Here is a 25,623-nt window from a genome sequence, read left to right as displayed (position 1 = left end):
CAAGCCATACAGGCCATCCAAGCGAACCAGCCTTACTCGGCTTTAGGAGCAGCTTTAGCGCCGAAAGCACCGAAGCGGGTCTTGAAGCGATCAACACGGCCGCCAACATCCAGAGTCTTCTGCTTGCCGGTGTAGAACGGGTGGCACTCGTTGCACACGTCGATTGGCAGAGCTTTGCCGAAAGTCGAACGGGTTTCGAACTTGTTACCGCAGCTGCAGGTAACGTCGATGGCAACATAGTTTGGATGGATATCGGCTTTCATGGTGTATTCCTCAGGCTAGCGTGCCGCCAATCAACACTATTGTTGAATACCGCACGTAATTAGGCCGCGGATTCTACCAGACCTTTTTAAACGCGCAAGAAGCACTACGGCCCCTTTCATCAGAAAAGCGCGGTATACACAAGGCCCTGTGGGAGCCGGGCTTGCCCGCGATGCAGGCGCCGCGGTGTCTCAGGTGCACCGTGTCAATACTGTCGCGGGCAAGCCCGGCTCCCACATCCACCGCTGGTCTGCTAGGCTCCCGCCCTTCTTCGCCGCCCGTCATATGAGAACCCCCGCGTGCCCGACGCCATTTTGCGCCTCGCCCTGCCCTCGCCCCTGCGCCGCCTGTTCGATTACCGGGCACCTGCCGGCGTATTGCGGTCGCAGTTGCAGCCCGGCATGCGCGTGCGGGTGCCGTTTGGCCGCCGGGAGATGATCGGCATCCTGGTAGAGGTCGCCGATCACAGCGAAGTGCCCGCCGAGAAGCTCAAGCCCGCCGTGGCCATCCTCGACACCACGGCCCCGCTGCCGCCCGCGCTGTTCAAGCTGTGCCTGTGGACCTCGCAGTATTACCAGCACAGCCTCGGCGACACCTTGAGCTGGGCGCTGCCGGTGCTGTTGCGCCAGGGCGAACTGGCCGAGGCGCGCCAGGAGCGTTTCTGGTCGATGGTGCCGGGCGCGCGCATGGACGACCCGCGCATCGCCCGCGCGCCGCGCCAGCGTGAAGCCCTGGCGACGCTGGCCCAGCATCCCCACGGCGTCGCCCATCAGCTATTAAGCAAGTTGATGCTGAGCAAGGACAGCCTGGACTTGCTGCTGGCCAAGGGCCTGGTGCAAGTGGAGATCCGCAAGCACGCGCCCGGTGAGCGCCACGAACACTGGCTGGCCCAACCCGAGCTGCCACTCAACCCGGAACAACGCGCCGCCTGCGAGGCGATTCGCGCCGGTTTCGACAGCTTCCACGCGTTCCTGCTGGCCGGCGTGACCGGCAGCGGCAAGACCGAAGTCTATTTGCAGTTGATCCGCGAAACCCTCGAGGCCGGCAAACAGGCACTGGTGCTGATCCCCGAGATCAACCTCGGCCCGCAAACCCTGGCGCGTTTCGAACAGCGCTTCAACGCGCGCATCGCCCTGGTGCACTCGGCGGTCAACGACCGCGAGCGCCTGGAATCCTGGCTCGCCGCCCGGGACGGCGAGGCCGACATTATTATCGGCACCCGTTCGGCGCTGTTCACCCCGATGAAAAATCCCGGGCTGATCATCATCGACGAAGAACACGACGGCTCCTATAAACAGCAGGAAGGCCTGCGCTACCACGCCCGCGACCTCGCGCTGGTGCGCGCCCGCCAGGAAAACATCCCGATTGTGCTGGGTTCGGCCACGCCCTCCCTGGAAAGCCTGCACAACGCCTACACCGGCCGCTACGGCCTGTTGCGCCTCAACGAGCGGGCCGGCGGTGCCAAGCAGCCACGCTTCCTGCGCCTGGATGTAAAAAGTCGCCCGCTGGACAGCGGCATTTCCGGGCCAATGCAACAAGCCATCGGGCAAACCCTCGCGGCGGGCCAGCAAGTGCTGGTGTTCCTCAACCGCCGGGGTTTTGCGCCGACGCTGCTGTGCCATGACTGTGGCTGGATGTCCGAGTGCAATCGCTGCGATGCGCGGATGACCGTGCACCAGCGCTCCGGCGAGCTGCGCTGCCATCACTGCGGCCATGTGGAACGGGTGCCGCGTCACTGCCCGCAGTGCGGCAAAGTGGACTTGCGGCCGGTGGGTGCCGGCACCGAGCGGGCCGAGGAGCGCTTGGGCATTCTGTTCCCGGATTACCCGGTATTGCGGGTCGACCGTGACAGCACCTCGCGCAAAGACGCGATGAATCAGCTGTTCGCCACGATCCAGAAAGGCCAGCCGTGCATCCTGGTGGGCACCCAGATGCTTGCCAAGGGGCATCACTTCCCACGGGTGACCCTGGTGTCGATCCTGGATGCCGACGGCGGGTTGTTCTCCGGAGATTTTCGCGCCAGCGAGCGCATGGCCCAGTTGATCGTGCAGGTCGCAGGCCGGGCCGGGCGGGCCGAAGAGCCGGGCAAGGTGATCATCCAGACGCACCTGGCCGACCATCCATTGCTGATTCAACTGACAGAACAAGGCTACTTTGCCTTCGCCGAACAAGCCTTGAGCGAACGCCGCTCCGCCGGTTTACCGCCGTTTGCGCACCTCGCGCTGCTGCGGGCCGAGGCGCACAAGCCCGGACAGGCCGAAGGTTTCCTCGATGAAGCGTGCAGCGAGGCTGAACGTTTGCTGGGGGAACTGGGTCTGACCGGCATCGAGCTATTGGGCCCAGTGCCCGCCCCAATGGAACGCCGCGCCGGCCGCTACCGCGCCCAGCTACTCTTGCAAGCCAGTGCCCGTGCCCCGCTGCATCGTTTATTAAGCAGCTGGTTACTTGCCCTGGAGCAAATGCCGAGCGGTCGCCAAGTGAGATGGTCGCTGGACGTAGACCCGGTAGATTTGTACTAACCCCCTGTGGCGAGGGAGCTTGCTCCCGCTGGAGTGCGAAGCGCTCCCAAAAGTGTGGGGCTGCTTCGCAGCCCAGCGGGAGCAAGCTCCCTCGCCACAGGTTAATCGTCCGTCAAGGTCCAGCGAAGGTTGGCAAGCCCGCCCGCGCCACGGATAATGCCCAGTTTTTCCACCTGCGCATCGCGCGCCACCGCTTGCGGTCGAAAGAGAACACGATGAAAGACACCATTCGCCAGCTGATCCAACAAGCCCTCACCCAACTCGTCAACGAAGGTGTGTTGCCTGAAGGCCTGACGCCGGCGATCCAGGTGGAAAATACCCGTGACAAGACCCACGGTGATTTCGCCAGCAACATTGCGATGATGCTGGCCAAGCCCGCCGGCCTGAAGCCACGCGACCTCGCGGAAAAAATCATCGCCGCGCTGCCGGCCGACCCGCAGGTCACCAAGGCGGAAATCGCCGGCCCTGGCTTTATCAACTTCTTCCAGAACACCCAGGCCCTGGCTTCGCGCCTGGACGCGGCCCTGGCCGACGCCAAAATCGGCGTGCGCAAGGCCGGCCCGGTACAGCGCGTAGCCATCGACCTGTCGGCACCGAACCTGGCCAAGGAAATGCACGTGGGCCACTTGCGCTCCACCATCATCGGCGACGGCGTGGCACGGGTCCTGGAGTTCCTCGGCGACGACGTGATCCGCCAGAACCACGTGGGCGACTGGGGCACCCAGTTCGGCATGTTGATGGCGTACCTGCAGGAAAACCCGATCACCAGCAACGAGCTGTCGGACCTGGAGAATTTCTACCGCGCCGCCAAGAAGCGTTTCGACGAATCTGAAGAATTCGCCGACCGCGCCCGTGGCCTGGTGGTCAAGCTGCAAGCCGGCGATGCCGAATGCCTTGAGCTGTGGGGCCGCTTCCGCGAGATCTCGCTGTCCCACTGCCAGGAAATCTACGAGCTGCTCAACGTCAAACTGACCATGGCCGACGTGATGGGCGAAAGCGCCTACAACGACGACCTGATCAACGTGGTCAACGACCTCAAGGCCAAGGGCCTGCTGGTTGAGAGCAATGGCGCCCAGTGCGTGTTCCTCGAAGAATTCAAGACCGCCGACGGCGACCCGCTGCCGGTGATCATCGTCAAGGCCGACGGCGGCTATCTCTACGCCACCACCGACCTGGCCGCCGTGCGCTACCGCAGCGGCGTGCTGAAAGCCGACCGCGCCCTGTATTTCGTTGACCAGCGCCAGGCCCTGCACTTCCAGCAAGTGTTCGAAGTGGCGCGCCGCGCCGGTTTCGTGACCCACCCGATGCAGATGGAGCACATGGGCTTCGGCACCATGAACGGCGCCGATGGCCGCCCGTTCAAGACCCGTGACGGCGGCACCGTGAAGCTGATCGACCTGCTGACCGAAGCCCAGGACCGCGCCTACAACCTGGTGAAGGAAAAGAACCCGGAGCTGGCCGAAGCCGACCTGCGCAATATCGCCCGCGTGGTGGGGATTGGCGCGGTGAAATATGCCGACCTGTCCAAGCACCGCACCAGCGACTACAGCTTCAACTTCGAATTGATGCTCAACTTCGAAGGCAACACCGCGCCCTACCTGCTGTATGCCTACACCCGGGTAGCCGGTGTGTTCCGCAAGCTGGGCAAGGATTTCAGCGAAGTGGAAGGGCAGATCAACCTTGAAGCGCCGCACGAGCAGGAACTGGCCGCCAAGCTGGCGCAATTCGGCGAAGTGCTGAACAGCGTCGGCGAAAAAGGCACGCCGCACATCCTTTGCACCTATTTGTACGAAGTCGCCGGTTTGTTCTCCAGCTTCTACGAGAACTGCCCGATCCTGACCGCAGACGACGAAGCCCAAAAGCAGAGCCGCCTGCGCCTCGCCGCACTGGCAGGACGGACCCTCAAGCAAGGCCTGGAGCTGTTGGGCCTGGAAACTCTGGAGCGTATGTAAGTTGGCTGCCAAGAAAAAACCTGCACCCAAGCGCGGCGCCAGCCGCTACCAGGCACCGGCGAAGAAACCTATCCCGGGCTGGATGTGGCTGGCGATCGGCCTGACGGTCGGCGCGTTTGTGGTGTTCCTGATGAAGCTGGACCCGGGCAAGGGCGATGACGTCAAACGGGTCAAGCAAGAGCAGCAGAAGGCCACGAAAATGGCCGAGGCGAACAAGACCGTCCCTAGCCCGACAGCGCCGGTGAAGCCGAAGTACGACTTCTACACGCTGCTGCCGGAATCGGAAGTGATCGTGCCGCCGGATGCCGTGCCGGAGAAAACCCTGCCGACGCCGCAGCCTGTGCCAACCACACCGGTGACGCCGGCGGAAGCGGCGAAAATCGACACTGCCCGGGCCCAGGCTGCGTTGGCCGGGATTACCCCGCCGCCACCGCCACCGGTTGCCACCACCAAGGCGGCGCCGGTGACCAAGTTCTTCCTGCAGGCGGGCTCGTTCCCGAAACAGGCAGATGCGGACCGTGTACGTGCGCAGATTATTCTGCTGGGGCAAGCGGTGACGGTTGAATCGGGCACCGTGAAGGATGCGACCTGGTATCGCGTGCTGGTGGGGCCGTTCAGCAACCGAGAACAGCTGACCGTGGCCCAGAAACAACTGGCGGGTGCAGGGTTTAGCAACCTGTTGTTACAACAACGCCAAAGCCGCTGATTCCGGAAACAGCATCGGGTTAATGTGGGAGCGGGCTTGCTGTGGTGAGCAGGCTTGCTGTGGTGAGCGGGCTTGCCCCGCGCTGGGCTGCGCAGCAGCCCCCAAAACCGGCCACACCACCCGTCTGAAAAGATACTGTGCTCTTGTTGGGGCTGCTGCGCAGCCCAGCGCGGGGCAGGCCAGCTCACCACACGTCCTACAGTTGAAATCCCCCCCGCCACCCCCATATGAGTTCCATCAGGGCATTTTCGCCCCGCAGCGTGGAGACTCTCCCCTTGACCACCATCGTTTCAGTTCGCCGCCACGGCAAAGTCGTCATGGGCGGCGACGGCCAGGTTTCACTTGGCAATACCGTGATGAAAGGCAACGCGAAAAAAGTCCGTCGCCTGTACCACGGCCAGGTCCTCGCCGGTTTTGCCGGCGCCACCGCTGACGCCTTTACCCTGTTCGAGCGCTTTGAAGGCCAACTTGAGAAGCACCAAGGCCACCTGGTCCGTGCCGCCGTCGAACTCGCCAAAGAATGGCGCACCGACCGCTCCCTCAGCCGCCTGGAAGCCATGCTGGCCGTTGCCAACAAAGACGCCTCCCTGATCATCACCGGCAACGGCGACGTGGTAGAACCCGAAGAAGGCTTGATCGCCATGGGTTCCGGCGGTGGTTATGCCCAGGCCGCAGCCAGCGCACTGCTGAAGAAAACCGACCTGTCGGCCCGGGAAATCGTCGAGACTGCCCTGGGTATCGCTGGCGACATCTGTGTCTTCACCAACCACAACCTGACCATTGAGGAGCAGGACCTCGCCGAATAAGCCGCAGGCTTATTCCCGCTTGAGGACCGCCAATTACTATGTCCATGACTCCCCGCGAAATCGTCCATGAACTCAATCGCCATATCATCGGCCAGGACGATGCCAAGCGCGCCGTTGCCATCGCCCTCCGTAACCGCTGGCGCCGGATGCAACTGCCCGAAGAATTGCGCGTTGAAGTAACTCCCAAGAACATTCTGATGATCGGCCCGACCGGTGTCGGTAAAACCGAAATCGCCCGACGCCTGGCCAAGCTGGCCAACGCGCCGTTCATCAAGGTCGAAGCCACCAAGTTCACCGAAGTCGGCTATGTAGGCCGTGACGTCGAGTCGATCATTCGTGACCTGGCCGACGCCGCCCTGAAACTGCTGCGCGAACAGGAAATGACCAAGGTCAGCCATCGTGCCGAAGACGCTGCCGAAGAACGCATCCTCGACGCCCTGCTGCCACCGGCACGCATGGGCTTCAACGAAGACGCCGCGCCGAGCTCGGATTCCAACACCCGTCAGCTGTTCCGCAAGCGCCTGCGTGAAGGCCAGCTGGATGACAAGGAAATCGAAATCGAAGTCGCCGAAGTCTCCGGTGTCGACATCTCCGCACCGCCTGGCATGGAAGAAATGACCAGCCAGTTGCAGAACCTGTTCGCCAACATGGGCAAGGGCAAAAAGAAAAGCCGCAAGCTCAAGGTCAAGGACGCGCTGAAACTGGTGCGTGACGAAGAGGCCGGGCGTCTGGTCAACGAGGAAGAACTCAAGGCCAAGGCCCTCGAGGCGGTCGAGCAACACGGCATCGTGTTTATCGACGAGATCGACAAGGTCGCCAAGCGCGGTAACTCCGGCGGGGTCGATGTGTCCCGCGAGGGCGTACAGCGCGACCTGCTGCCGCTGATCGAAGGCTGCACGGTGAACACCAAGCTGGGCATGGTCAAGACCGACCACATCCTGTTTATCGCCTCCGGTGCGTTCCACCTGAGCAAGCCAAGCGACCTGGTGCCGGAGCTGCAAGGCCGTCTGCCGATTCGGGTTGAGCTGAAAGCACTGACACCGGGCGATTTCGAACGCATCCTCAGCGAGCCGCATGCGTCGCTGACCGAGCAATACCGCGAGCTGCTGAAAACCGAAGGCCTGGGGATAGAGTTCCTGCCGGACGGTATCAAGCGTCTGGCGGAGATTGCCTGGCAGGTCAACGAGAAGACCGAAAACATCGGCGCCCGTCGCCTGCACACCCTGCTTGAGCGCCTGCTGGAGGAAGTGTCCTTCAGTGCCGGCGACATGGCGGGCGCGCAGAACGGCGAGGCGATCAAGATCGACGCCGACTACGTCAACAGCCACTTGGGCGAATTGGCGCAGAACGAAGATCTGTCTCGTTATATCCTGTAGGTCATGTGAAGCCGGGCTCCTGCATGATCTGCTCGGATCCCGTCATGACCAAACTACCTACCGCCATCAACCTGCACAAAGCCTCCAGGACCCTGGGCCTTACCTACGGTCCCGACGAGGTCTATCAGCTGCCCGCCGAATTCCTGCGGGTGCACTCCCCTTCCGCCGAGGTCCAGGGCCACGGCAAGCCGATCCTGCAATTCGGCAAGCTCAATGTCGGTTTGACCAAGATCGAACCCGCCGGCCAATACGCACTGAAATTGACCTTCGACGACGGCCATGACAGCGGATTGTTCACCTGGGACTACCTCTATCAACTTGCCGTGCGTCAGGACGCGCTGTGGGCTGACTATCTTGCCGAGCTGAAAGCCGCCGGAAAAACCCGCGACCCGAGCCAGTCGGTCGTGCGGCTGATGCTCTAGCTCAGGCCTTTTGCTCATTAGTGGGCATTTTCTAATTCCATCTGCTTGAATGCCCCTCTGTCGTGGCCAACGATTGGCCCGCTTGCGAAAAAAATTAAACTCGGGTAACCAATGGAACTGGCAAGTTCCCTGCATTTGACGATGCGGTATTAACGGTCACCCGAGCAGTAGTACCAGGCTGTGCTGTGTGGCAAGTAGTGGTACACAGCGGTACCCGGTACTCGTCTGTCGGACAATGGAGCGTCGTAGATGAGTAACAAGAACAACGATGACTTGAAACGCCAGGCCTCGGAAAACACCCTGGGGCTGAACCCGATCATCGCGTTACGGAAAAAGGATTTACTGGCATCCGCTCGGATGGTGCTGACCCAGGCCATCAAACAACCGTTGCACAGCGTCAAGCACGTCGCGCATTTTGGCGTCGAATTGAAAAACGTGGTGTTCGGCAAATCACAGCTGACACCCGAGAGCGACGACCGTCGTTTCAACGACCCGGCGTGGACCCAGAACCCGCTCTACAAACGTTACCTGCAAACCTACCTGGCGTGGCGCAAGGAGCTGCACGACTGGATCGCCGACAGCAACCTGTCGGAACACGACATCAGCCGCGGCCACTTCGTCATCAACCTGATGACCGAAGCCATGGCACCCACCAACAGCGCGGCCAACCCGGCGGCGGTCAAACGCTTCTTCGAGACCGGTGGCAAAAGCCTGCTGGATGGCCTGTCACACCTGGCCAAAGACATGGTGCACAACGGCGGCATGCCGAGCCAGGTCAACATGGGCGCCTTTGAAGTGGGCAAAAGCCTGGGCACCACCGAAGGCGCCGTGGTGTTTCGCAACGACGTGCTGGAGCTGATCCAGTACCGGCCGATCACCGAACAGGTGCACGAACGCCCGCTGCTGGTGGTACCGCCGCAGATCAACAAGTTCTATGTATTCGACCTGAGCCCGGACAAGAGCCTGGCGCGCTTCTGCCTGCGCAATAACCAGCAGACGTTTATCGTCAGCTGGCGCAACCCGACCAAGGCCCAGCGCGAGTGGGGCCTGTCGACTTATATCGAGGCGCTCAAAGAAGCGGTGGATGTGGTGACGGCGATCACCGGCAGTAAAGACATCAACATGCTCGGCGCCTGCTCCGGCGGCATCACCTGCACCGCGCTGCTGGGCCACTACGCGGCGCTGGGCGAGAAGAAGGTCAACGCCCTGACCCTGCTGGTGAGCGTGCTGGACACCACCCTGGACACCCAGGTGGCGCTGTTCGTCGACGAGCAGACCCTGGAGGCGGCCAAGCGCCACTCCTACCAGGCCGGCGTGCTGGAAGGCCGCGACATGGCCAAGGTGTTTGCCTGGATGCGCCCCAATGACCTGATCTGGAATTACTGGGTCAACAACTACCTGCTGGGCAACGAGCCGCCGGTGTTCGACATCCTGTTCTGGAACAACGACACCACCCGTCTGCCCGCCGCATTCCATGGCGACCTGATCGAGCTGTTCAAGAACAACCCGCTGGTGCGCGCCAATGCCCTGGAAGTGTGCGGCACGCCGATCGACCTGAAGCAGGTGACCGCCGATATCTACTCCCTGGCCGGCACCAACGACCACATCACGCCGTGGCAGTCCTGCTACAAGTCGGCACAGCTGTTTGGTGGCAAGGTGGAGTTCGTACTGTCCAGCAGCGGGCATATCCAGAGCATCCTGAATCCGCCGGGCAACCCCAAGTCGCGCTACCAGACCAGCGATACGATGCCGGGCAAAGCGCTGGATTGGCAGGAAAATGCCACCAAGCACACTGATTCATGGTGGCTGCACTGGCAGGCGTGGCAGGCGGAGCGGTCGGGCAAGCTGAAAAAGGCGCCGACCGCACTGGGCAATAAAGCGTACGCAGCGGCTGAAGCGGCGCCGGGCACTTACGTACACGAAAGGTAGGCTGGAACGGGATCTACTGTAGGAGCTGGCTTGCCTGCGATGGCATCAACTCGGCGTGCCAGATACACCGCGGTGTCTGCATCGCAGGCAAGCCAGCTCCCACACTGACCGTTTTCCGGCAGGGAAATAGCGCCATTTCACAGGGTACGAGCATGCCGCAACCGTTCATCTTCCGTACCATCGACCTGGATGGCCAAGCCATCCGCACGGCGGTACGCCCGGGCAAGCCTCACTTGACGCCGCTGCTGATTTTCAACGGCATCGGCGCCAACCTTGAGCTGGTGTTTCCGTTCGTCCAGGCCCTGGACCCGGACCTGGAAGTGATTGCCTTTGATGTGCCGGGGGTCGGCGGTTCGTCGACGCCCAGCCGGCCTTATCGTTTCCCTGGCCTGGCCAAGCTCACCGCACGCATGCTCGATTACTTGGACTATGGCCAGGTCAACGCGGTAGGCGTTTCCTGGGGCGGGGCACTGGCGCAGCAGTTTGCGTATGACTACCCGGAGCGCTGCAAGAAGCTGATTCTCGCCGCCACCGCCGCCGGTGCCTTCATGGTGCCGGGCAAACCCAAAGTCTTGTGGTTGATGGCCAGCCCCAGGCGCTATATCCAGCCGTCCCACGTGGTGCGCATTGCGCCGATGATCTACGGCGGCTCCTTCCGCCGGGATTCGAAACTGGCCGCCGAACACGCCAGCAAAGTGCGTTCGGCGGGCAAGCTGGGTTACTACTGGCAACTGTTCGCCGGGCTTGGCTGGACCAGCATCCACTGGCTGCACAAGATCAAGCAGCCGACCCTGGTGCTGGCCGGCGATGACGACCCGCTGATCCCGCTGGTCAACATGCGCATGCTGGCGTGGCGCATTCCCAACGCCCAACTGCACATCATCGACGACGGTCATCTGTTCCTGATTACCCGGGCCGAGGCCGTGGCGCCGATCATCATGAAGTTTCTCCAGGAGGAACGCCTGCGGGCGGTGATTCACCCGCAACCCGCGCTTTAGACGGTGGCGGTCAGGACGACCGCACCGCGCAACTTGGCCAGAACCGACTATGGTTCTGAATTGGCGTGCTTGTTGATGGCTTGACGAAGGAGTGTTGGCGCATGCGAGAAAGACCCGTATCGAACCCGGTGCCCACACCCGCCGCGTTCATCAATATTGAAAGTGCGATCACCGGCCTGCGCGGCCGGGATCTGCTGTCGACCCTGCGCAGCGTCGCCGCACACGGCCTGCGCAACCCGGTGCACACCGCCCGTCACGCCCTGAAGCTGGGCGGGCAATTGGGCCGCGTGTTGCTGGGGGAAACGGTGCACGAGCCGAACCCGGCCGACAGCCGCTTCGCCGACCCGACCTGGCAGCTCAACCCGTTTTATCGGCGCAGCCTGCAAGCCTACTTGAGCTGGCAAAAACAAACCCGCCACTGGATCGACGACAGCAACCTCAGCCCCGACGACCGGGCACGGGCGCACTTTGCCTTTGCCCTGCTCAACGATGCGGTGTCCCCGTCCAACACGTTGCTCAATCCGCTGGCAATCAAGGAGCTGCTCAACTCCGGCGGCAACAGCGTGGTGCGTGGCGTCAGCAACCTGTTCGACGACCTGCTGCACAACAATGGCCTGCCGCGCCAGGTCACCAAGCAAGCCTTTGAAGTCGGCAAGACGGTAGCCACCACGCCCGGCTCGGTGGTGTTTCGCAATGAGCTGCTGGAGTTGATCCAGTACAAGCCCATGAGCGAAAAACAGTACGCCAAGCCGCTGCTGGTGGTGCCGCCGCAAATCAACAAGTACTACATTTTCGACCTGAGCCCGAACAACAGCTTTGTCCAGTTCGCCCTGAAAAATGGCCTGCAGGTGTTTATGGTCAGCTGGCGCAACCCGGACGTACGGCATCGGGAGTGGGGCCTCTCCACCTACGTCGCCGCCCTGGAAGAAGCGCTGAACGTGTGCCGCGCAATCACCGGCGCCCGCGAGGTCAACCTGATGGGCGCCTGCGCCGGAGGCCTGACCATCGCCGCGCTGCAAGGCCATCTACAGGCCAAGCGTCAGCTGCGCCGCGTCTCGAGCGCCAGCTACCTGGTGAGCCTGCTGGACAGCCAGATCGACAGCCCCGCCACCCTCTTCGCCGACGAACAGACCCTGGAAGCCGCCAAGCGCCGCTCGTATCAGCAAGGCGTACTCGACGGCCGGGACATGGCCAAAGTGTTCGCCTGGATGCGCCCCAATGACCTGATCTGGAATTACTGGATCAACAACTACCTGCTGGGCAAGGAACCGCCGGCGTTCGACATCCTGTACTGGAACAACGACAACACCCGCCTGCCCGCCGCGCTGCATGGCGACTTGCTGGACTTCTTCAAACACAACCCGCTGAGCCACCCCGGTGGCCTGGAAGTCTGCGGCACACCCGTCGACTTGCAGAAGGTCACGGTGGACAGCTTCAGCGTGGGCGGGATCAACGACCACATCACGCCGTGGGATGCGGTGTACCGCTCCACCCAACTGCTGGGCGGCGACAAGCGCTTCATTCTGTCCAACAGCGGGCATATCCAGAGCATCCTCAACCCGCCGGGCAACCCCAAGGCCAACTACGTCGAAAACCTCAAGCTGAGCAGCGACCCGCGCGCCTGGTACTACGACGCCAATCACGTCGAAGGCAGCTGGTGGCCCAATTGGCTGGCGTGGATCCAGCAACGTTCCGGGGTGCAGCGCGAAACCCTGACCGCCCTGGGCAACCAGAATTACCCACCGATGGAAGCGGCGCCGGGCACGTATGTGCGGGTCCGCTGAGCCCAACGACGATTTTAAGAAGACTGGATGAAGACCCGCGACCGTATCCTTGAATGTGCCTTGCAGTTGTTCAACCACAAGGGCGAGCCGAACGTGTCGACCATGGAGGTGGCCAATGAAATGGGGATCAGCCCGGGCAATCTCTATTACCACTTCCATGGCAAGGAGCCGCTGGTGCTCGGGCTGTTCGAGCGTTTCCAGGCCGAGTTGGCGCCGTTGCTCGACCCGCCTGAAGACGCTCAACTGGCGGCCGAGGATTACTGGCTGTTCCTGCACCTGATCGTGGAGCGCATGGCGCACTATCGGTTTCTGTTCCAGGACTTGTCGAACCTGGCGGGACGCTTGCCGAAACTGGCCAAGGGCATTCGCAACCTGCTGACAGCGCTCAAGCGCACGCTGGCCTCGTTGCTGGCCCGGCTAAAGACGGATGGGCAATTGGTCAGTGATACCCAGGCATTGGGGCAGTTGGTGGAACAGATCACCATGACCCTGCTGTTTTCCCTGGACTACCAACGGATTCTAGACCGTGAAGGTGAAGTGCGGGTGGTGGTGTACCAGATCATGATGCTGGTGGCGCCGCACTTGCTGATGCCGGCGAGGCAGGCAACGGAGCGTTTGGCGCTCAGGTACCTGGACGACGCGGACTAAATGGCTATGTGTCGCTCTGTAGACCCCATCAATAAAAAAGCCCGACCTTCGCAGGCCGGGCTTTTTTGTGTCCCGTAAAAATCAGGACTGACTGGTAGGCGTCGGGGTTGCCGGCGTTGCAGTCGGGGTTGCAGCAGCAGGCGTCGGTGGAGTGACCGAGTTGGTCGCCGGTGCCGGGGTTGCAGGCTTGGCCGCGACCGCTGGCTTTGGCGCTGCTGGTTTTTTGGCTACGGCAGGCTTCTTCGCCGCGGCCGGTTTTGCAGCAGGCTTGGCCGCTACAGGTTTTGCAGCCGCAGGTTTGGCGGCAACCGGCTTGGCTGCAGGTTTCGCAGCAGCTGGCTTGGCAGCAGGCTTCGCTGCAGCAGGTTTAGCGGCTGCGGTTTTCGCCGCGGGCTTGGCTGCAGGCTTGGCGGCCGGTTTGGCTGCTGCTTTTGCTGCCGGCTTGGCTGCGGGTTTAGCCGCAGGTTTTGCAGCTGTTTTAGCGGCCACTGGTTTAGCGGCAGGCTTGGCGGCCGGTTTAGCCGCTGCGGTTTTAGCCGCTGGCTTGGCCGCCGGTTTTGCGGCAGCTTTGGCAGGCGCTTTGGCCGCTGGCTTGGCGGCCGGTTTGGCGGCGGCCTTGACCAGAGGTTTGGCGGCGGTTTTTGCAGCAGGCTTGGCAGCAGCCGTTTTCGCGGCTGGCTTGGCAGCCGGTTTGGCCGCTGCAGTTTTAGCCACAACGGGCGCCGCTTTAACGCCGGTGAGTTTTTCGATTTGCCGGGTCAATGTATCGACCTTGCTGTGCAGCGCTTTCACTTCAGTACGGCTAGGCACGCCCAGTCGCGAAATGGCACTGTTCAGGCGCTTGTCAAAAGCCCCTTCCAGTTCGCCCCACTTGTCGCTGATACGTGATTTGGCAGAACCGGCGGAAGCCTTTGCCGCATCGACTTGTTTACCCACTGTGCTCTTGGTCAACTTCTCGGCCTTCTCGCCGTCTTTAACCAAAGTCTCGAAGTATTTGCCGCCGTCACTGCTCACCTTCGAGTACACGCCTAAACCAGCCAGCCAGATCTTGCGGGAGTATTTTTCAACTTCCCCGATCCACGAGCTGCCTTCTTTATCAGTAGTCTTTTTAACAGCCATCCCGTTGTCTCCTTAGTGTTTACGCGCGACACGTTCGAGCAATGCCGTCAGCTCATCGAGCTTAGCAGAGAGTGTCTCCACGTCATGTTTAGACGGAATGCCGATCCGATTCAAGGCACTTCCAACACGACTATCAAAAGCTCTTTCAACTTTATCCAGTTGCACTTCGACTCTACCTTTGACGCCGAAGACTTCGCTCTTGACTTGATCAATCTGACTGTTGGCCGCATCAAGTTGTTCAATCACAACTTTTTTGCCTTTACTTTCAATATGTTGACCGGTCTTAACGAGTTCCTTGAAGTACTCGGCGCCCTCGCTGCCGACCTTGGCATAAGCCCCCAAACCGGCCAGCCAGATCTTGCGGGCATAGGATTTAACGTCGATCAGGGCGTTAGTTCCGGTAGCAATTTTTTTCTTCAAAATAACTTTGGCCATGGTGCACCTCACGCATAAAGGGGGGAGGAACTGCCCACAGAAGTTGAGGGCTTGGGCACAAAGTAGGCAGAAAAATTAGAATCGGCACCCTAAGAAGACCGGAAATCAGGCCAGGGCTTTATCCAGCGCCTTCTCGATTTCGGACTTGATGGTGCCACTCATGGCCGACATCAACAGTCCCAGTTCCACGTCGATGCGCAGGGAATCTTCAGCCACTTTCACGGTGCCTTTAACTCCCGAGCGTTTGAGATTCAGTGTGTCGCCGACCCACGAAGACTCCAGGCCATATTGCTCCTTGAGTTTGCTCGCCAACTTGTCGGCTTTTTCGCGGGCAGCGTCCTTGCCCAGTGTGTGGGCACGTTCAACCTGTATGCGGGCCATTTGAATGACTCCTCGTTATAGGGACTTGTCGACCCGCCATGCGGCAAAAGGTCTCGGTGGCCACCTATCTTACCTTCAGCCTTGCCAAGACAAAGCATGCCTTGGGGATTAGAATGCCCCCATTCTCTTTTGGTGACAGCGATATGACTGATCAGCGCAAAGGCAGCGATGCCGAACCCACCACTCACTTCGGCTTCAAGAACGTCCCGGAAAGCCAGAAAGCCGAAAAAGTCGCCGAGGTGTTCCACTCGGTAGCCGCCAAGTACGACTTGATGAACGACGTGCTGTCCGGCGGCATGCACCGCCTGTGGAAGCGCTTCACCATCGAGTTGTCGGGCGTACGTACCGGCAACCGCGTGCTGGATATTGCCGGCGGCACGGGCGACCTGGCCGCCAAGTTCTCCAAGCTGGTGGGCCCGACCGGCCAGGTGGTATTGGCCGACATCAACGGCTCGATGCTCAAGGTCGGTCGTGATCGCCTGCTGGACAAAGGCGTGGCGGGCAACATCGAGTTCGTCCAGGCCGACGCTGAAAAGCTGCCGTTCCCTGACAACCATTTCGACTGCGTGACCATCGCCTTCGGCCTGCGTAACGTGACCCACAAGGAAGACGCGCTGCGCTCCATGTTGCGCGTACTCAAGCCCGGCGGTCGCCTGCTGGTGCTGGAGTTCTCCAAGCCGACCAACGCGCTGATGTCCAAGGTCTACGACACCTACTCGTTCGCCTTCATGCCGTTGATGGGCAAGCTGATCACCAATGACGCCGAAAGCTACCGTTACCTGGCTGAATCGATCCGCATGCACCCCAACCAGGAAACCCTGAAGTCGATGATGGTGGAAGCCGGTTTCGACCGCGTGACCTACCACAACATGACCTCGGGCATCGTCGCCCTGCACCGCGGCATCAAGCCCTGATGTTGTTCGCAGGCCTTCTCGCCAGCGTTGAACACGGCCTCAACCGTGTTTTGCGCCTGGACAGCACCGCCCTGGCGCGGCTGGCACACCTGAACGGCAAGATCATCGCCGTGGATTGCACCAGCCCGGCCTTGCAGCTGTTTATCCTGTCCAGCGATGAAGGCCTGTTGCTGGCGACCCACTGGGCCGCCGACGCCGACTGCACCCTGCGTGCTTCCGGCTCCAGCCTGCTGCGCCTGGCCCTGAGCCGGGACAAAACAGCGATCCTCCACGGCCCGGACGTTACGCTCACAGGCGACAGCACAGTGCTGATGGACCTGGCGGCGGTGCTGCAAGACCTGGAACTGGATTGGGAATATGAGCTGTCCCGTTGGCTCGGCCCGGTGGCCACCCAACTGATCAGCGGTCACCTGCGCAGCCGGACGCGCTGGTACCAGCAGGGCTTCGCCAGCCTGAACCAGAACCTCGCCGAATACCTGAGCGAAGAATCGCGCACCCTGGTCGGACAACGGGAAGCGGAAGCGCGCTTTCGTGAACTCGACCAGGCCAAACTCGACCTGGAACGACTTGAGGCGCGCTTCGAGCGCCTGAGCCGCTCCCTGAATTCAAGCGATAACGCATGAAGCTGCTCGCCGTCCGCCGTTTGTTTCGTATCCAGCGCGTCGTAATCCGCTACCGCCTCGATGACCTGCTGTTCGCCCTGCCGCTGCCGTGGTTTCTGCTGGCGGTGCGCTATGTGCTGCCGTGGCGCTGGTTCCCGCGCAAAACCCTCGACCTGAGCCGTGGCGCCCGCTTGCGCCTGGCATTGCAGGACCTGGGGCCGATCTTCATCAAGTTCGGGCAGATCCTCTCCACCCGCCGCGACCTGTTGCCCGAAGACATCGCCGACGAACTGATGCTGTTGCAGGACCGCGTCCCGCCGTTTGACTCGCAACTGGCGGTCACGCTGATTGAAGAGCAGCTCGGCAAGAAGATCAGTGAAGTGTTCAGCCGCTTTGACATTGCGCCGTTGGCTTCGGCCTCGGTGGCCCAGGTGCATGCCGCGCAGCTCAAAAGCGGCGAAGAAGTGGTGGTGAAGGTCATCCGCCCGGGCCTCAAGCCGATCATCGGCCAGGACCTGGCGTGGCTGTTCATCCTCGCCCGCGCCGCCGAGCGTTTCTCGGCCGATGCGCGCCTGCTGCACCCGGTGGACGTGGTGCTGGACTACGAAAAAACCATCTACGACGAACTCGACCTGCTGCGCGAAGCGGCCAACGCCAGCCAGCTCAAGCGTAACTTCGAAGGCTCGCCGTTGCTGTATGTGCCGCAAGTCTATTGGGACTGGTGCCGCCCGAAAGTGCTGGTGATGGAGCGCATCTATGGCGTACAGGTCACCGACCTCGCGACCCTGGCCGACCAGCGCACCGACATGAAAATGCTCGCCGAGCGCGGTGTGGAAATCTTCTTCACCCAGGTGTTCCGCGACAGCTTCTTCCACGCCGACATGCACCCCGGCAATATCTTCGTCAGCACCGTGAACCCGTGGAGCCCGCAGTACATTGCGATCGACTGCGGCATCGTCGGCAGCCTGACCCCCGAAGACCAGGACTACCTGGCGCGCAATCTGTTCGCCTTCTTCAAGCGTGACTACCGCCGCGTGGCGCAGTTGCACATCGATTCGGGCTGGGTGCCGGCAGAAACCAAACTCAACGAATTCGAAGCGGCGATCCGCACCGTGTGCGAACCGATCTTTGAAAAACCGTTAAAAGATATTTCCTTCGGTCAGGTGCTGATGCGTCTGTTCCAGACGGCGCGGCGCTTCAATATGGAAGTGCAGCCACAATTAGTACTGTTGCAAAAGACCCTGCTGAACATCGAAGGCCTGGGCCGCCAGCTCTACCCGGACCTCGACCTGTGGAACACCGCCCAGCCATTCCTTGAGCGCTGGATGCGTGAACGCGTCAGCCCGAAAACCCTGCTGGGCAACCTGCAAAGCCAGGTCGAGCAACTGCCGCACCTGGCCAACATGACCCGCGACCTGCTGGAGCGCATGTCCCAGCCCCATGCCAAGGACCCCGCGCCGCCATGGCACAAGCGCAAGGACGACTGGTTCCTGCGCCTGCTGGGCGCCGCGCACCTGGTGGGCGGCACGATACTGGCCGCCGGCGGGCCGCTGAATGAACTGGGCCATTGGCCGGCCGGCATTATGGTCGCCGTGGGCGTGTATCTGATCGTGCGTCGATAGCCAATCCGGTTATACACTGTCGCAAATTGCCGGAGCCGAAAATGAAAGACTGGCTGGACGAGATCAAGTGGGACAGTGACGGCCTGGTGCCGGCCATTGCCCAGGACTACAAGACCGGGCGCGTGCTGATGATGGCCTGGATGAACCGCGAGGCCCTGAGCCTGACCGCCGCCGAGAACCGCGCCATTTACTGGTCACGTTCCCGTGGCAAACTGTGGCGCAAGGGCGAAGAGTCCGGGCACGTGCAAACCCTGCATGAGATGCGCATCGACTGCGACGCCGATGTGGTCATCCTCAAGGTCGAGCAGATCGGCGATATCGCCTGTCACACCGGCCGTCACAGCTGCTTCTACCGCGTGTTCGAAAACGGCGAGTGGAAGACCGTCGAGCCTGTGCTCAAAGACCCGCACGCCATTTACTCGGCAGGACACTGAACATGAGCGATACCCTCAACCGCGTGGCCCAGGTGCTGGAAGACCGCAAAGGCGCGGACGCCGACAGCTCCTATGTCGCCAGCCTGTACCACAAGGGTCTGAACAAGATTCTGGAAAAACTCGGCGAAGAATCCGTCGAGACGATTATTGCTGCCAAGGACGCGCAAATCAGCGGCGACTGCAGCGACGTGATCTACGAAACTGCCGACTTGTGGTTCCACAGTCTGGTCATGCTCGCCCAACTGGGGCAGCATCCACAGGCAGTGCTTGATGAACTGGACCGTCGCTTCGGCTTGTCCGGGCATGCCGAAAAGGCCTCGCGCCCGTCCGCCTGACCAACTATTACAGAGGAATTGCAGCATGGGCATTTTTGACTGGAAACACTGGATCGTCATTCTTGTGGTCGTTGTGCTGGTGTTCGGCACCAAGAAACTGAAAAACCTCGGCACCGACGTCGGTGAATCGATCAAGGGCTTTCGCAAGGCCATGAACGACGACGAGAAGCCTGCCGACCCTGCCGTCAACCCGGTGCCACCGGCGCAGCCTGTACACCCGCAGGCCACTCAGCCGATCACTGAACGTCGCACCTTCGACGTACAGGCCGAGCACGTCAAAGAGCAGAACCAAAAAGACTCGTGAGTACTGAATAATGTTTGGTATCAGCTTCTCTGAACTGCTGCTCGTCGGCCTCGTGGCCCTGCTGGTACTGGGGCCGGAACGCCTGCCCGGTGCCGCGCGCACGGCCGGCCTGTGGATCGGGCGCCTGAAACGCAGTTTCAACGCCATCAAACAGGAAGTTGAACGGGAAATCGGCGCCGACGAAATTCGCCGGCAACTGCACAACGAACACATTCTGTCGTTGGAGCAGGAGGCACGGAAGATTCTCTCGCCGGTGCAGGAAACGCCCAAGCCGGTCGAACCTGTGGCCGAGCACTCGATTGCACCGCCTGCCACGCCTGCGCCTGCACCGGTCGCCGAACCCGTGCACGCCGCCGAGCCTGCGCCCGCCGCGCCCGTGACCCCGACCGAACCCGCGCCGACGCCTGCCGTGTCGCCCGCTCCCCACGACCCTACATTGCCGCCGCGAGCCCCATGAGCGCTGATAAACCGGAAACCGACCAGCACATGCCACTGGTCTCGCACCTCACCGAGTTGCGCACCCGCCTGCTGCGTTGTGTCGCGGCGATCTTCATCATCTTTGCCGGGCTGTTTGCCTTCACCCAGCAGATCTACACCTTTGTCTCCACGCCGCTGCGCAACTACTTGCCGGCCGGCGCGACGATGATCGCCACCGACGTGTCGTCACCCTTCCTCACGCCGTTGAAGCTGACGATGATGGTTTCGCTGTTCCTGGCGATCCCGGTGATCCTGCACCAGATCTGGGGCTTTATCGCGCCGGGCCTGTACAAGCATGAGAAACGCATCGCCGTGCCGCTGCTGGTGTCGAGCATCCTGCTGTTCTACACCGGCATGGCCTTCGCCTACTTCCTGGTGTTCCCGCTGATCTTCAAATTCTTCGCCGCTGCTACGCCGGCCGGCGTGGAGATGATGACCGACATCACCAGCTACCTCGACTTCGTGATGACGCTGTTCTTCGCCTTTGGCGTAGCGTTCGAAATCCCGGTGGCCGTGGTGCTGCTGGTGTGGATCGGCGTGGTCGACGTCAAATACCTGAAGAAGATCCGCCCGTACGTGATCATCGGCTGCTTCGTGGTCGGCATGATCCTGACCCCGCCGGACATCTTCTCGCAGACGTTGCTGGCCGTGCCGATGTGGATGCTGTTCGAAATTGGCATCCTGTTTGGCAGCCTGGTGAGCAAGCGTGGTGATCACCCGGATGACCAGCCCGCCGACGACGACCAGCCGCCAGCGACCCAGCCGTGAACCTGCTGCTGCTTGAGGAGGCCGACTTTGTCGCGGCCGACCGGGTGGTGCTGCGTGACCGGCGCCTGGTGCATATGCAGGAAGTCCACCGTGCCGCGGTAGGCGACAGCCTGCGGGTCGGGCGTATTGGCGGCTTGATGGGCAACGCTCGGTTGCTGCGACTGGAGGCTCGGGAGGCCGAGCTCGAAGTGACCTTCGACCAGCCGCCGCCGGCCAAACTGCCCCTGACCCTGCTGCTGGCCCTGCCCCGCCCGAAGATGCTGCGCCGGGTGCTGCAGACGGTGGCGTCCATGGGTGTGCCACGGGTGGTGCTGGTGAACAGCTATCGCGTGGAAAAGAGTTTCTGGCAGACGCCCTTCCTGGAGCCGGAAGCGATTCGCGAGCAGTTGATCCTCGGTCTGGAACAGTCCCGGGACACGGTGCTTCCCGAGATCGTGATCGAAAAGCGCTTCAAGCCGTTCGTCGAAGACCGCCTGCCTGCCCTGGCGCAAGACACCCTCGGCCTGGTCGGCCACCCGGGTGACTACCCGCCCTGCCCTCGTGGCCTGGATGAGCCGGTCACGCTGGCCATCGGGCCGGAAGGCGGCTGGATTCCCTACGAGGTGGATCTGCTGGCCAAGGCCGGTTTGCAGCCGGTGCAACTCGGCGCGCGCATCCTGAGGGTCGAAACTGCCGTCACCGCGCTGCTCTCAAGACTCTTCTAAATCCCTCGCCACAAAAACACCCGTCCTACAGAAACATCCGAACCTGCCGATAGCTTCTGAATAAGTCCAAGCCTTGTTCCAGGGGAGTTCGCAGCATGTATCGTTGGTTAGCCGAGAAACTGGGGAATGTAAGCGTCAACCGCAAGCTGGGCATAGGCTTTGGCCTGGTATTGATACTGACCCTGCTGATCACCTTTACCGGCTGGACGGGCCTGAGTGGTGTGATCAGCCGCGGCGACAAGCTGGGCTATATTTCGAGCCTCAACGGGTTGTCCAAGGACTTGCGCCTGGCGCGCCTGGACTTCGAAATGCGGCGGGGCGAACAAGGTACGGGCGCCGTCAACGACCTGATCACACAACTGGACAGTGGCCTGAAAAACGCCGCAGAACTGATCGAGCAACCCGACGACAAGCTCGTCGTGGAACAACAACAGGACGCCCTGAACCAGTACAAGAAAGCCTTTGGCTCCATGGTGCAGGCCGGTCTCAAGCGTGAAGGCGCCCGCAGCAAACTGGGGGATACCGCCGACAACGCCGTGGCAAAAATCAACGAAGTGGAGAAATCCCTGCTGCAAGGCGACAGCGTCATCCTGTTCAACAGCGTGGTCGACTTGAGCAAGCTGATCCAGCAGGCGCGCTTCCAGGTGCGCGGCTACACCTACAGTGGCAAGGTCGAAGCCGAACAGCCGGCCCTGGACGCCATCGACAACGCCCTGAAAAAAATCACCGAGCTCAACGACACGTTGCCTGAGCAATACCGGGCCAACCTGCAAGAGGCCAGCGTTTCGTTGCAGGCCTACCGTGCCGCCGTCAGCCAGTACCGCGATTCCCAGGTGGCCAGCGCTGCCGCGACGAAAATCATGGCCGAGCAAGGCGATATCCTGCTCGACCGCAGCAACAAACTTACCACCTCGCAAACCGTGGTGCGTGACACCGACACCGCCCACGCCAAGAACCTGTTGCTGCTGGCCACGGCCCTGGCACTGGCCTTCGGCATCCTCGCCGCCTGGGCCATCACCCGGCAGATTGTCATCCCCCTGAACCAGACCCTCAAAGTCGCCGAGCGCGTGGCGTCCGGCGACCTGAGCCACAACCTGATCTCCCAGCGCCAGGACGAACTGGGCCAGTTGCAGCGGTCCATGCAGAGCATGACCGTAGGCCTGCGGGAACTGATCGGCGGTATCAGCGACGGCGTCACCCAGATCGCCAGTGCTGCCGAGCAACTGTCGGCCGTCACCGAGCAGACCAGCGCCGGGGTGAACAGCCAGAAGGTCGAGACCGACCAGGTGGCCACCGCCATGAACGAAATGGCCGCCACTGTGCAGGAAGTCGCCCGTAATGCCGAAGAAGCCTCCGAGGCCGCCGTAGCCGCCGACCAGCAGGCCCGTGAAGGCGACAAGGTGGTCGGTGAGGCCATCGCCCAGATCGAGCGCCTGGCCAGCGAGGTGGGCAACTCCACCGAGGCCATGGGCCACCTCAAGCGCGAGAGCGACAAGATTGGCAGTGTGCTGGACGTGATCAAGTCCGTGGCCCAGCAAACCAACCTGCTGGCCCTCAACGCAGCGATTGAAGCGGCGCGTGCCGGTGAAGCCGGGCGCGGTTTTGCGGTGGTCGCCGACGAAGTGCGCAGCCTGGCCCAGCGCACGCAAAAGTCCACCGAGGAAATCGAAGAGCTGATCGTCGGCCTGCAAAGCGGCACCCAGCAGGTGGCGACCATCATGGACAACAGCCGCAACCTCACCGACAGCAGCGTCGAGCTGACTCGCCGGGCCGGCAACGCCCTGGAGAACATCACCCGCACCGTTTCGACGATCCAGGCGATGAACCAGCAGATCGCCACCGCGGCCGAACAACAAAGTGCCGTGGCCGAAGAGATCAACCGCAGCGTGCTCAACGTGCGGGACGTTTCCGAACAAACCTCGGCGGCCAGCGAAGAGACCGCCGCTTCCAGCGCGGAACTGGCCCGACTGGGGATTTACCTGCAAACCCTGGTGGGCCGCTTCAAGGTCTGACCCTGTCGCGGCGGCCATCAGGGCCGCCGCCATGACAACTTGTGAAATTTCCTACGCGCTTTTCAGGTCGTGAATGACACACCTGGCGCCGAATAAAAGTAGCGTTTCAATTCCCCTGGCCGTTATCAGCCGGACGCTTGAGACGCTCCTTTTGATTCGTTGGAGGTTCACCATGTTTCGTCCACTGACCCGCGCATTAGGCAACATCAGCGTCACCCTCAAACTCTTCCTGGGCTTCGGCCTGGTGCTGCTGCTCAGCCTGGCCATTGCCCTGACAGGCTGGCAGGCATTGAACGCCTCGCTGTTCCGCTCGCAGTCACTGACCGTGCTCTCGCAACTGGCGGTGGTAGGCGAAGAACTGCGGGCCGACCGCATCGTGTACCGCACCCTGAACGACCCGAACAGCCTGACCCGAATCGGCCTGCACATAGAGAAAATCGACCGCTACCTGGCCGAGTTGGCGGCACGCCTGGTGCACCCGGCCAGCCTTCAACAAGTGCAAGACTCGAACCGCATAACCGCCAGCTTCAAAACCGCCCTGGGCGGGCTGGCCAACCTGATAGAGCAGCGCGAAAGCGCCCGTGAGCGGCTCAAGAAAAGCTCGGTCCAGGCCAGCGACACCCTCGCACAATTGGCCAGCGACCTGCCCAATCAGGACGATGAAAAGGCCCTGGACGCTGTAGAACAACTTCGCCAGGCCATGGAGAAAGCCGAGGACAGCGCCCAGACCGCCGCCTGGGCCGCCGCTTCACTGGAAGCCTATGGCCAGGCCGTCGCCGATGCATTGCACACCCTCGACAGCGCCCAGACCGCCGTGGCTACACTGCCCGTGGACGGGACGGCCCTCAAAAGCGCCCTGCTCGACTACCGCAACCAGCTGACGCGCCTCAAGGACGCCCAGCTCACCACTGAAACCACCCAAAACCAACTGGAACAGTGGCTGGATCAGTTACTCAAGCAAAGCGACCAACTGAGCCAATACCAGACTGAACAGCGTGATCGCGAAGCCGACCAGGCCCGTACCCTGCTGCTCAGTGTCACCGGCGCAGCGCTACTGCTGGGAGCCCTGGCGGCGTGGCTGATCGCCGGCCAAATCGTCACGCCGTTGCGTCAGGCGCTGGTCGTCGCAAACCGGATTGCCGAGGGCGACTTGAGCCACAATATCCAGGCCACCCGCGAGGATGAAGTGGGGCAGTTGCAGCGCAGCATCGGGCAGATGACCGTCAACCTGCGGGGCCTGATCGGTGGCATCGGCGACAGCGCCCGGCAGATCGCCCGCGCCGCCGAGCAACTGTCTGCCGTCACCGAACAGACCCGCGCCGGGGTCGATGGCCAGAAACAGGAAACCGAACAGGTGGCCACCGCCATGAATGAAATGCTCGCCACCTCCCAGGAAGTCGCGCGCCATGCCGAGCAAGCCTCACTGGCCGCCACCGAGGCCGACCGGCAGGCGAGCCAGGGTGATCAGGTGGTCGCCGAGGCGATTGTTCACATCGAGCACCTGGCCCAGGAAATGACGCGCTCGAGCCAGGCCATGCAAGGGTTGCAGCAGGAAAGCCGGAAAATCGGCAGCGTGCTGGAGGTGATCAAATCCGTATCGGAACAAACCAATTTACTGGCCCTCAACGCAGCGATCGAGGCGGCCCGGGCCGGTGAGGCCGGCAGAGGCTTTGCCGTGGTCGCCGATGAAGTACGCAGCCTGGCGCAACGCACCCAGCAATCGGCCGAGGAAATCGAGGAGCTGATCAGTGGCCTGCACCGGGGCACGCAGCAGGTCGCAGACATCATGGACAACAGCCGCAGCCTCACCGACAACAGCGTGCAACTGACCCGCCGCGCGGGTGAGGCCTTGGCCGGCATCACTCGGACGGTGTCGGTTATCCAGGAGATGAACCCGCAGATTGCCGCCGCTGCCGAGGAACAAACGGCAGTAGCGGAGGAGATCAATCGCAGTGTGCTGAAGGTCAAGGATGTGTCGGAACAAACCTCGGCCGCGAGTCAGGAAACTGCGGCGGCCAGCGTCGAACTTGCGCGCCTGGGCACGGATTTGCAGGTGTGGGTGGGCAAGTTCAAGGTCTGAAAAAACCCACGACCAACGCTAACCTGTGGCGAGGG

24 protein-coding genes and 2 pseudogenes are annotated in these 25,623 nt (G+C 61.9%); 22 read left to right on the top strand and 4 right to left on the bottom strand.

Features of this window, described 5'->3' with window-relative positions; genetic code table 11:
* Positions 1-32: 32 nt before the first annotated feature.
* Positions 33-263 carry a 50S ribosomal protein L31 gene (gene rpmE, locus MUM_RS0109085; RefSeq protein WP_003209330.1) on the bottom strand — a complete coding sequence of 77 codons (231 nt, stop codon included), beginning with the start codon at positions 261-263 and terminating at the stop codon, positions 33-35.
* A gap of 297 nt (positions 264-560) precedes the next feature.
* Here rpmE and MUM_RS0109080 point away from each other — a divergent pair, with 297 nt between their 5' ends.
* From MUM_RS0109080 to MUM_RS0109035, 10 genes are all read left to right on the top strand, one after another.
* Complete coding sequence (locus MUM_RS0109080; RefSeq protein WP_010169196.1) at positions 561-2,780, top strand: primosomal protein N'; 2,220 nt, start codon at positions 561-563, stop codon at positions 2,778-2,780.
* Positions 2,781-2,995: 215 nt separating this feature from the next.
* A complete protein-coding gene (gene argS / locus MUM_RS0109075) occupies positions 2,996-4,732 on the top strand; it encodes an arginine--tRNA ligase (RefSeq protein ID WP_010169195.1) in 1,737 nt (578 codons plus the stop codon).
* 1 nt (position 4,733) lies between these two features.
* Positions 4,734-5,438 carry an SPOR domain-containing protein gene (locus tag MUM_RS0109070; protein WP_010169192.1) on the top strand — a complete coding sequence of 235 codons (705 nt, stop codon included), beginning with the start codon at positions 4,734-4,736 and terminating at the stop codon, positions 5,436-5,438.
* A gap of 275 nt (positions 5,439-5,713) precedes the next feature.
* Entirely contained in the window at positions 5,714-6,244 is a 531-nt protein-coding gene (gene hslV, locus MUM_RS0109065; RefSeq protein WP_003209323.1) for an ATP-dependent protease subunit HslV, read from the top strand.
* Between the two features lie 38 nt (positions 6,245-6,282).
* Complete coding sequence (hslU, locus tag MUM_RS0109060) at positions 6,283-7,620, top strand: ATP-dependent protease ATPase subunit HslU (protein ID WP_010169189.1); 1,338 nt, start codon at positions 6,283-6,285, stop codon at positions 7,618-7,620.
* A 44-nt stretch (positions 7,621-7,664) separates the two neighbouring features.
* Positions 7,665-8,042: a gamma-butyrobetaine hydroxylase-like domain-containing protein gene (locus MUM_RS0109055; protein ID WP_003209319.1), complete on the top strand. Its 378-nt coding sequence runs from the start codon at positions 7,665-7,667 to the stop codon at positions 8,040-8,042.
* A 249-nt stretch (positions 8,043-8,291) separates the two neighbouring features.
* A complete protein-coding gene (gene phaC, locus MUM_RS0109050; protein ID WP_010169186.1) occupies positions 8,292-9,971 on the top strand; it encodes a class II poly(R)-hydroxyalkanoic acid synthase in 1,680 nt (559 codons plus the stop codon).
* A gap of 152 nt (positions 9,972-10,123) precedes the next feature.
* Positions 10,124-10,969, top strand: coding sequence for a poly(3-hydroxyalkanoate) depolymerase (phaZ, locus tag MUM_RS0109045; protein ID WP_010169185.1), 846 nt, complete (start codon positions 10,124-10,126; stop codon positions 10,967-10,969).
* 101 nt (positions 10,970-11,070) lie between these two features.
* Positions 11,071-12,753 carry a class II poly(R)-hydroxyalkanoic acid synthase gene (gene phaC / locus MUM_RS0109040; RefSeq protein ID WP_010169184.1) on the top strand — a complete coding sequence of 561 codons (1,683 nt, stop codon included), beginning with the start codon at positions 11,071-11,073 and terminating at the stop codon, positions 12,751-12,753.
* 27 nt (positions 12,754-12,780) lie between these two features.
* Positions 12,781-13,401: a TetR/AcrR family transcriptional regulator gene (locus tag MUM_RS0109035; RefSeq protein ID WP_010169183.1), complete on the top strand. Its 621-nt coding sequence runs from the start codon at positions 12,781-12,783 to the stop codon at positions 13,399-13,401.
* 243 nt (positions 13,402-13,644) lie between these two features.
* On the opposite strand, the pseudogene MUM_RS0109030 reads toward MUM_RS0109035, so the two are convergent.
* The 3 genes and pseudogenes from MUM_RS0109030 to MUM_RS0109020 all read right to left on the bottom strand — a co-directional run.
* Positions 13,645-14,520, bottom strand: a pseudogene (locus MUM_RS0109030) (phasin family protein); the annotation flags it as partial.
* Positions 14,521-14,532: 12 nt separating this feature from the next.
* Positions 14,533-14,955 carry a phasin family protein gene (locus MUM_RS0109025; protein WP_010169181.1) on the bottom strand — a complete coding sequence of 141 codons (423 nt, stop codon included), beginning with the start codon at positions 14,953-14,955 and terminating at the stop codon, positions 14,533-14,535.
* 105 nt (positions 14,956-15,060) lie between these two features.
* Positions 15,061-15,336 carry a polyhydroxyalkanoic acid system family protein gene (locus tag MUM_RS0109020; RefSeq protein ID WP_010169180.1) on the bottom strand — a complete coding sequence of 92 codons (276 nt, stop codon included), beginning with the start codon at positions 15,334-15,336 and terminating at the stop codon, positions 15,061-15,063.
* A gap of 143 nt (positions 15,337-15,479) precedes the next feature.
* Between MUM_RS0109020 and ubiE the strand changes: the two genes are divergently transcribed.
* The 12 genes and pseudogenes from ubiE (at position 15,480) to MUM_RS0108965 (ending at position 25,588) form a co-directional block, all read left to right on the top strand.
* The gene (gene ubiE / locus MUM_RS0109015; RefSeq protein ID WP_003209306.1) at positions 15,480-16,250 is read left to right on the top strand and encodes a bifunctional demethylmenaquinone methyltransferase/2-methoxy-6-polyprenyl-1,4-benzoquinol methylase UbiE; all 771 of its coding nucleotides are present in this window, start codon (positions 15,480-15,482) and stop codon (positions 16,248-16,250) included.
* Positions 16,250-16,873 carry a ubiquinone biosynthesis accessory factor UbiJ gene (locus MUM_RS0109010; RefSeq protein WP_010169178.1) on the top strand — a complete coding sequence of 208 codons (624 nt, stop codon included), beginning with the start codon at positions 16,250-16,252 and terminating at the stop codon, positions 16,871-16,873. The genes ubiE and MUM_RS0109010 overlap by 1 nt, the downstream gene beginning before the upstream one ends.
* Positions 16,870-18,474, top strand: coding sequence for a ubiquinone biosynthesis regulatory protein kinase UbiB (gene ubiB, locus MUM_RS0109005; RefSeq protein ID WP_010169175.1), 1,605 nt, complete (start codon positions 16,870-16,872; stop codon positions 18,472-18,474). Before MUM_RS0109010 ends, ubiB begins: the two co-directional genes overlap by 4 nt.
* Before the next feature lie 41 nt (positions 18,475-18,515).
* Positions 18,516-18,908 (top strand): phosphoribosyl-AMP cyclohydrolase, encoded by a 393-nt coding sequence (gene hisI, locus MUM_RS0109000; protein WP_010169173.1) that lies wholly within the window; start codon positions 18,516-18,518, stop codon positions 18,906-18,908.
* A 2-nt stretch (positions 18,909-18,910) separates the two neighbouring features.
* On the top strand, positions 18,911-19,243 hold the full coding sequence (locus MUM_RS0108995; RefSeq protein WP_003209299.1) for a phosphoribosyl-ATP diphosphatase: 333 nt from the start codon (positions 18,911-18,913) through the stop codon (positions 19,241-19,243).
* 25 nt (positions 19,244-19,268) lie between these two features.
* Positions 19,269-19,547: a twin-arginine translocase TatA/TatE family subunit gene (locus MUM_RS0108990; protein WP_003209298.1), complete on the top strand. Its 279-nt coding sequence runs from the start codon at positions 19,269-19,271 to the stop codon at positions 19,545-19,547.
* A 10-nt stretch (positions 19,548-19,557) separates the two neighbouring features.
* Positions 19,558-20,004 (top strand): Sec-independent protein translocase protein TatB, encoded by a 447-nt coding sequence (gene tatB, locus MUM_RS0108985; RefSeq protein ID WP_010169170.1) that lies wholly within the window; start codon positions 19,558-19,560, stop codon positions 20,002-20,004.
* Entirely contained in the window at positions 20,001-20,792 is a 792-nt protein-coding gene (gene tatC / locus MUM_RS0108980; RefSeq protein ID WP_003209295.1) for a twin-arginine translocase subunit TatC, read from the top strand. Before tatB ends, tatC begins: the two co-directional genes overlap by 4 nt.
* A complete protein-coding gene (locus MUM_RS0108975) occupies positions 20,789-21,496 on the top strand; it encodes a 16S rRNA (uracil(1498)-N(3))-methyltransferase (protein WP_010169166.1) in 708 nt (235 codons plus the stop codon). The genes tatC and MUM_RS0108975 overlap by 4 nt, the downstream gene beginning before the upstream one ends.
* Before the next feature lie 95 nt (positions 21,497-21,591).
* Positions 21,592-22,650 (top strand): annotated as a pseudogene (locus tag MUM_RS1000000134955) (methyl-accepting chemotaxis protein); the annotation flags it as partial.
* Positions 22,636-23,508, top strand: coding sequence for a methyl-accepting chemotaxis protein (locus MUM_RS1000000134950; RefSeq protein ID WP_371317246.1), 873 nt, complete (start codon positions 22,636-22,638; stop codon positions 23,506-23,508). The pseudogene MUM_RS1000000134955 and the gene MUM_RS1000000134950, both read left to right, overlap by 15 nt.
* 172 nt (positions 23,509-23,680) lie before the next feature.
* Positions 23,681-25,588 carry a methyl-accepting chemotaxis protein gene (locus tag MUM_RS0108965; protein ID WP_010169162.1) on the top strand — a complete coding sequence of 636 codons (1,908 nt, stop codon included), beginning with the start codon at positions 23,681-23,683 and terminating at the stop codon, positions 25,586-25,588.
* The last annotated feature ends 35 nt before the right edge of the window (positions 25,589-25,623 follow it).

The organism is Pseudomonas sp. PAMC 25886 (assembly GCF_000242655.1).
In the GTDB taxonomy this organism is placed as follows: domain Bacteria; phylum Pseudomonadota; class Gammaproteobacteria; order Pseudomonadales; family Pseudomonadaceae; genus Aquipseudomonas.
Note: the sequence above shows the minus strand (reverse complement) of the source record. Positions and strands in the feature narration are given on the sequence as shown.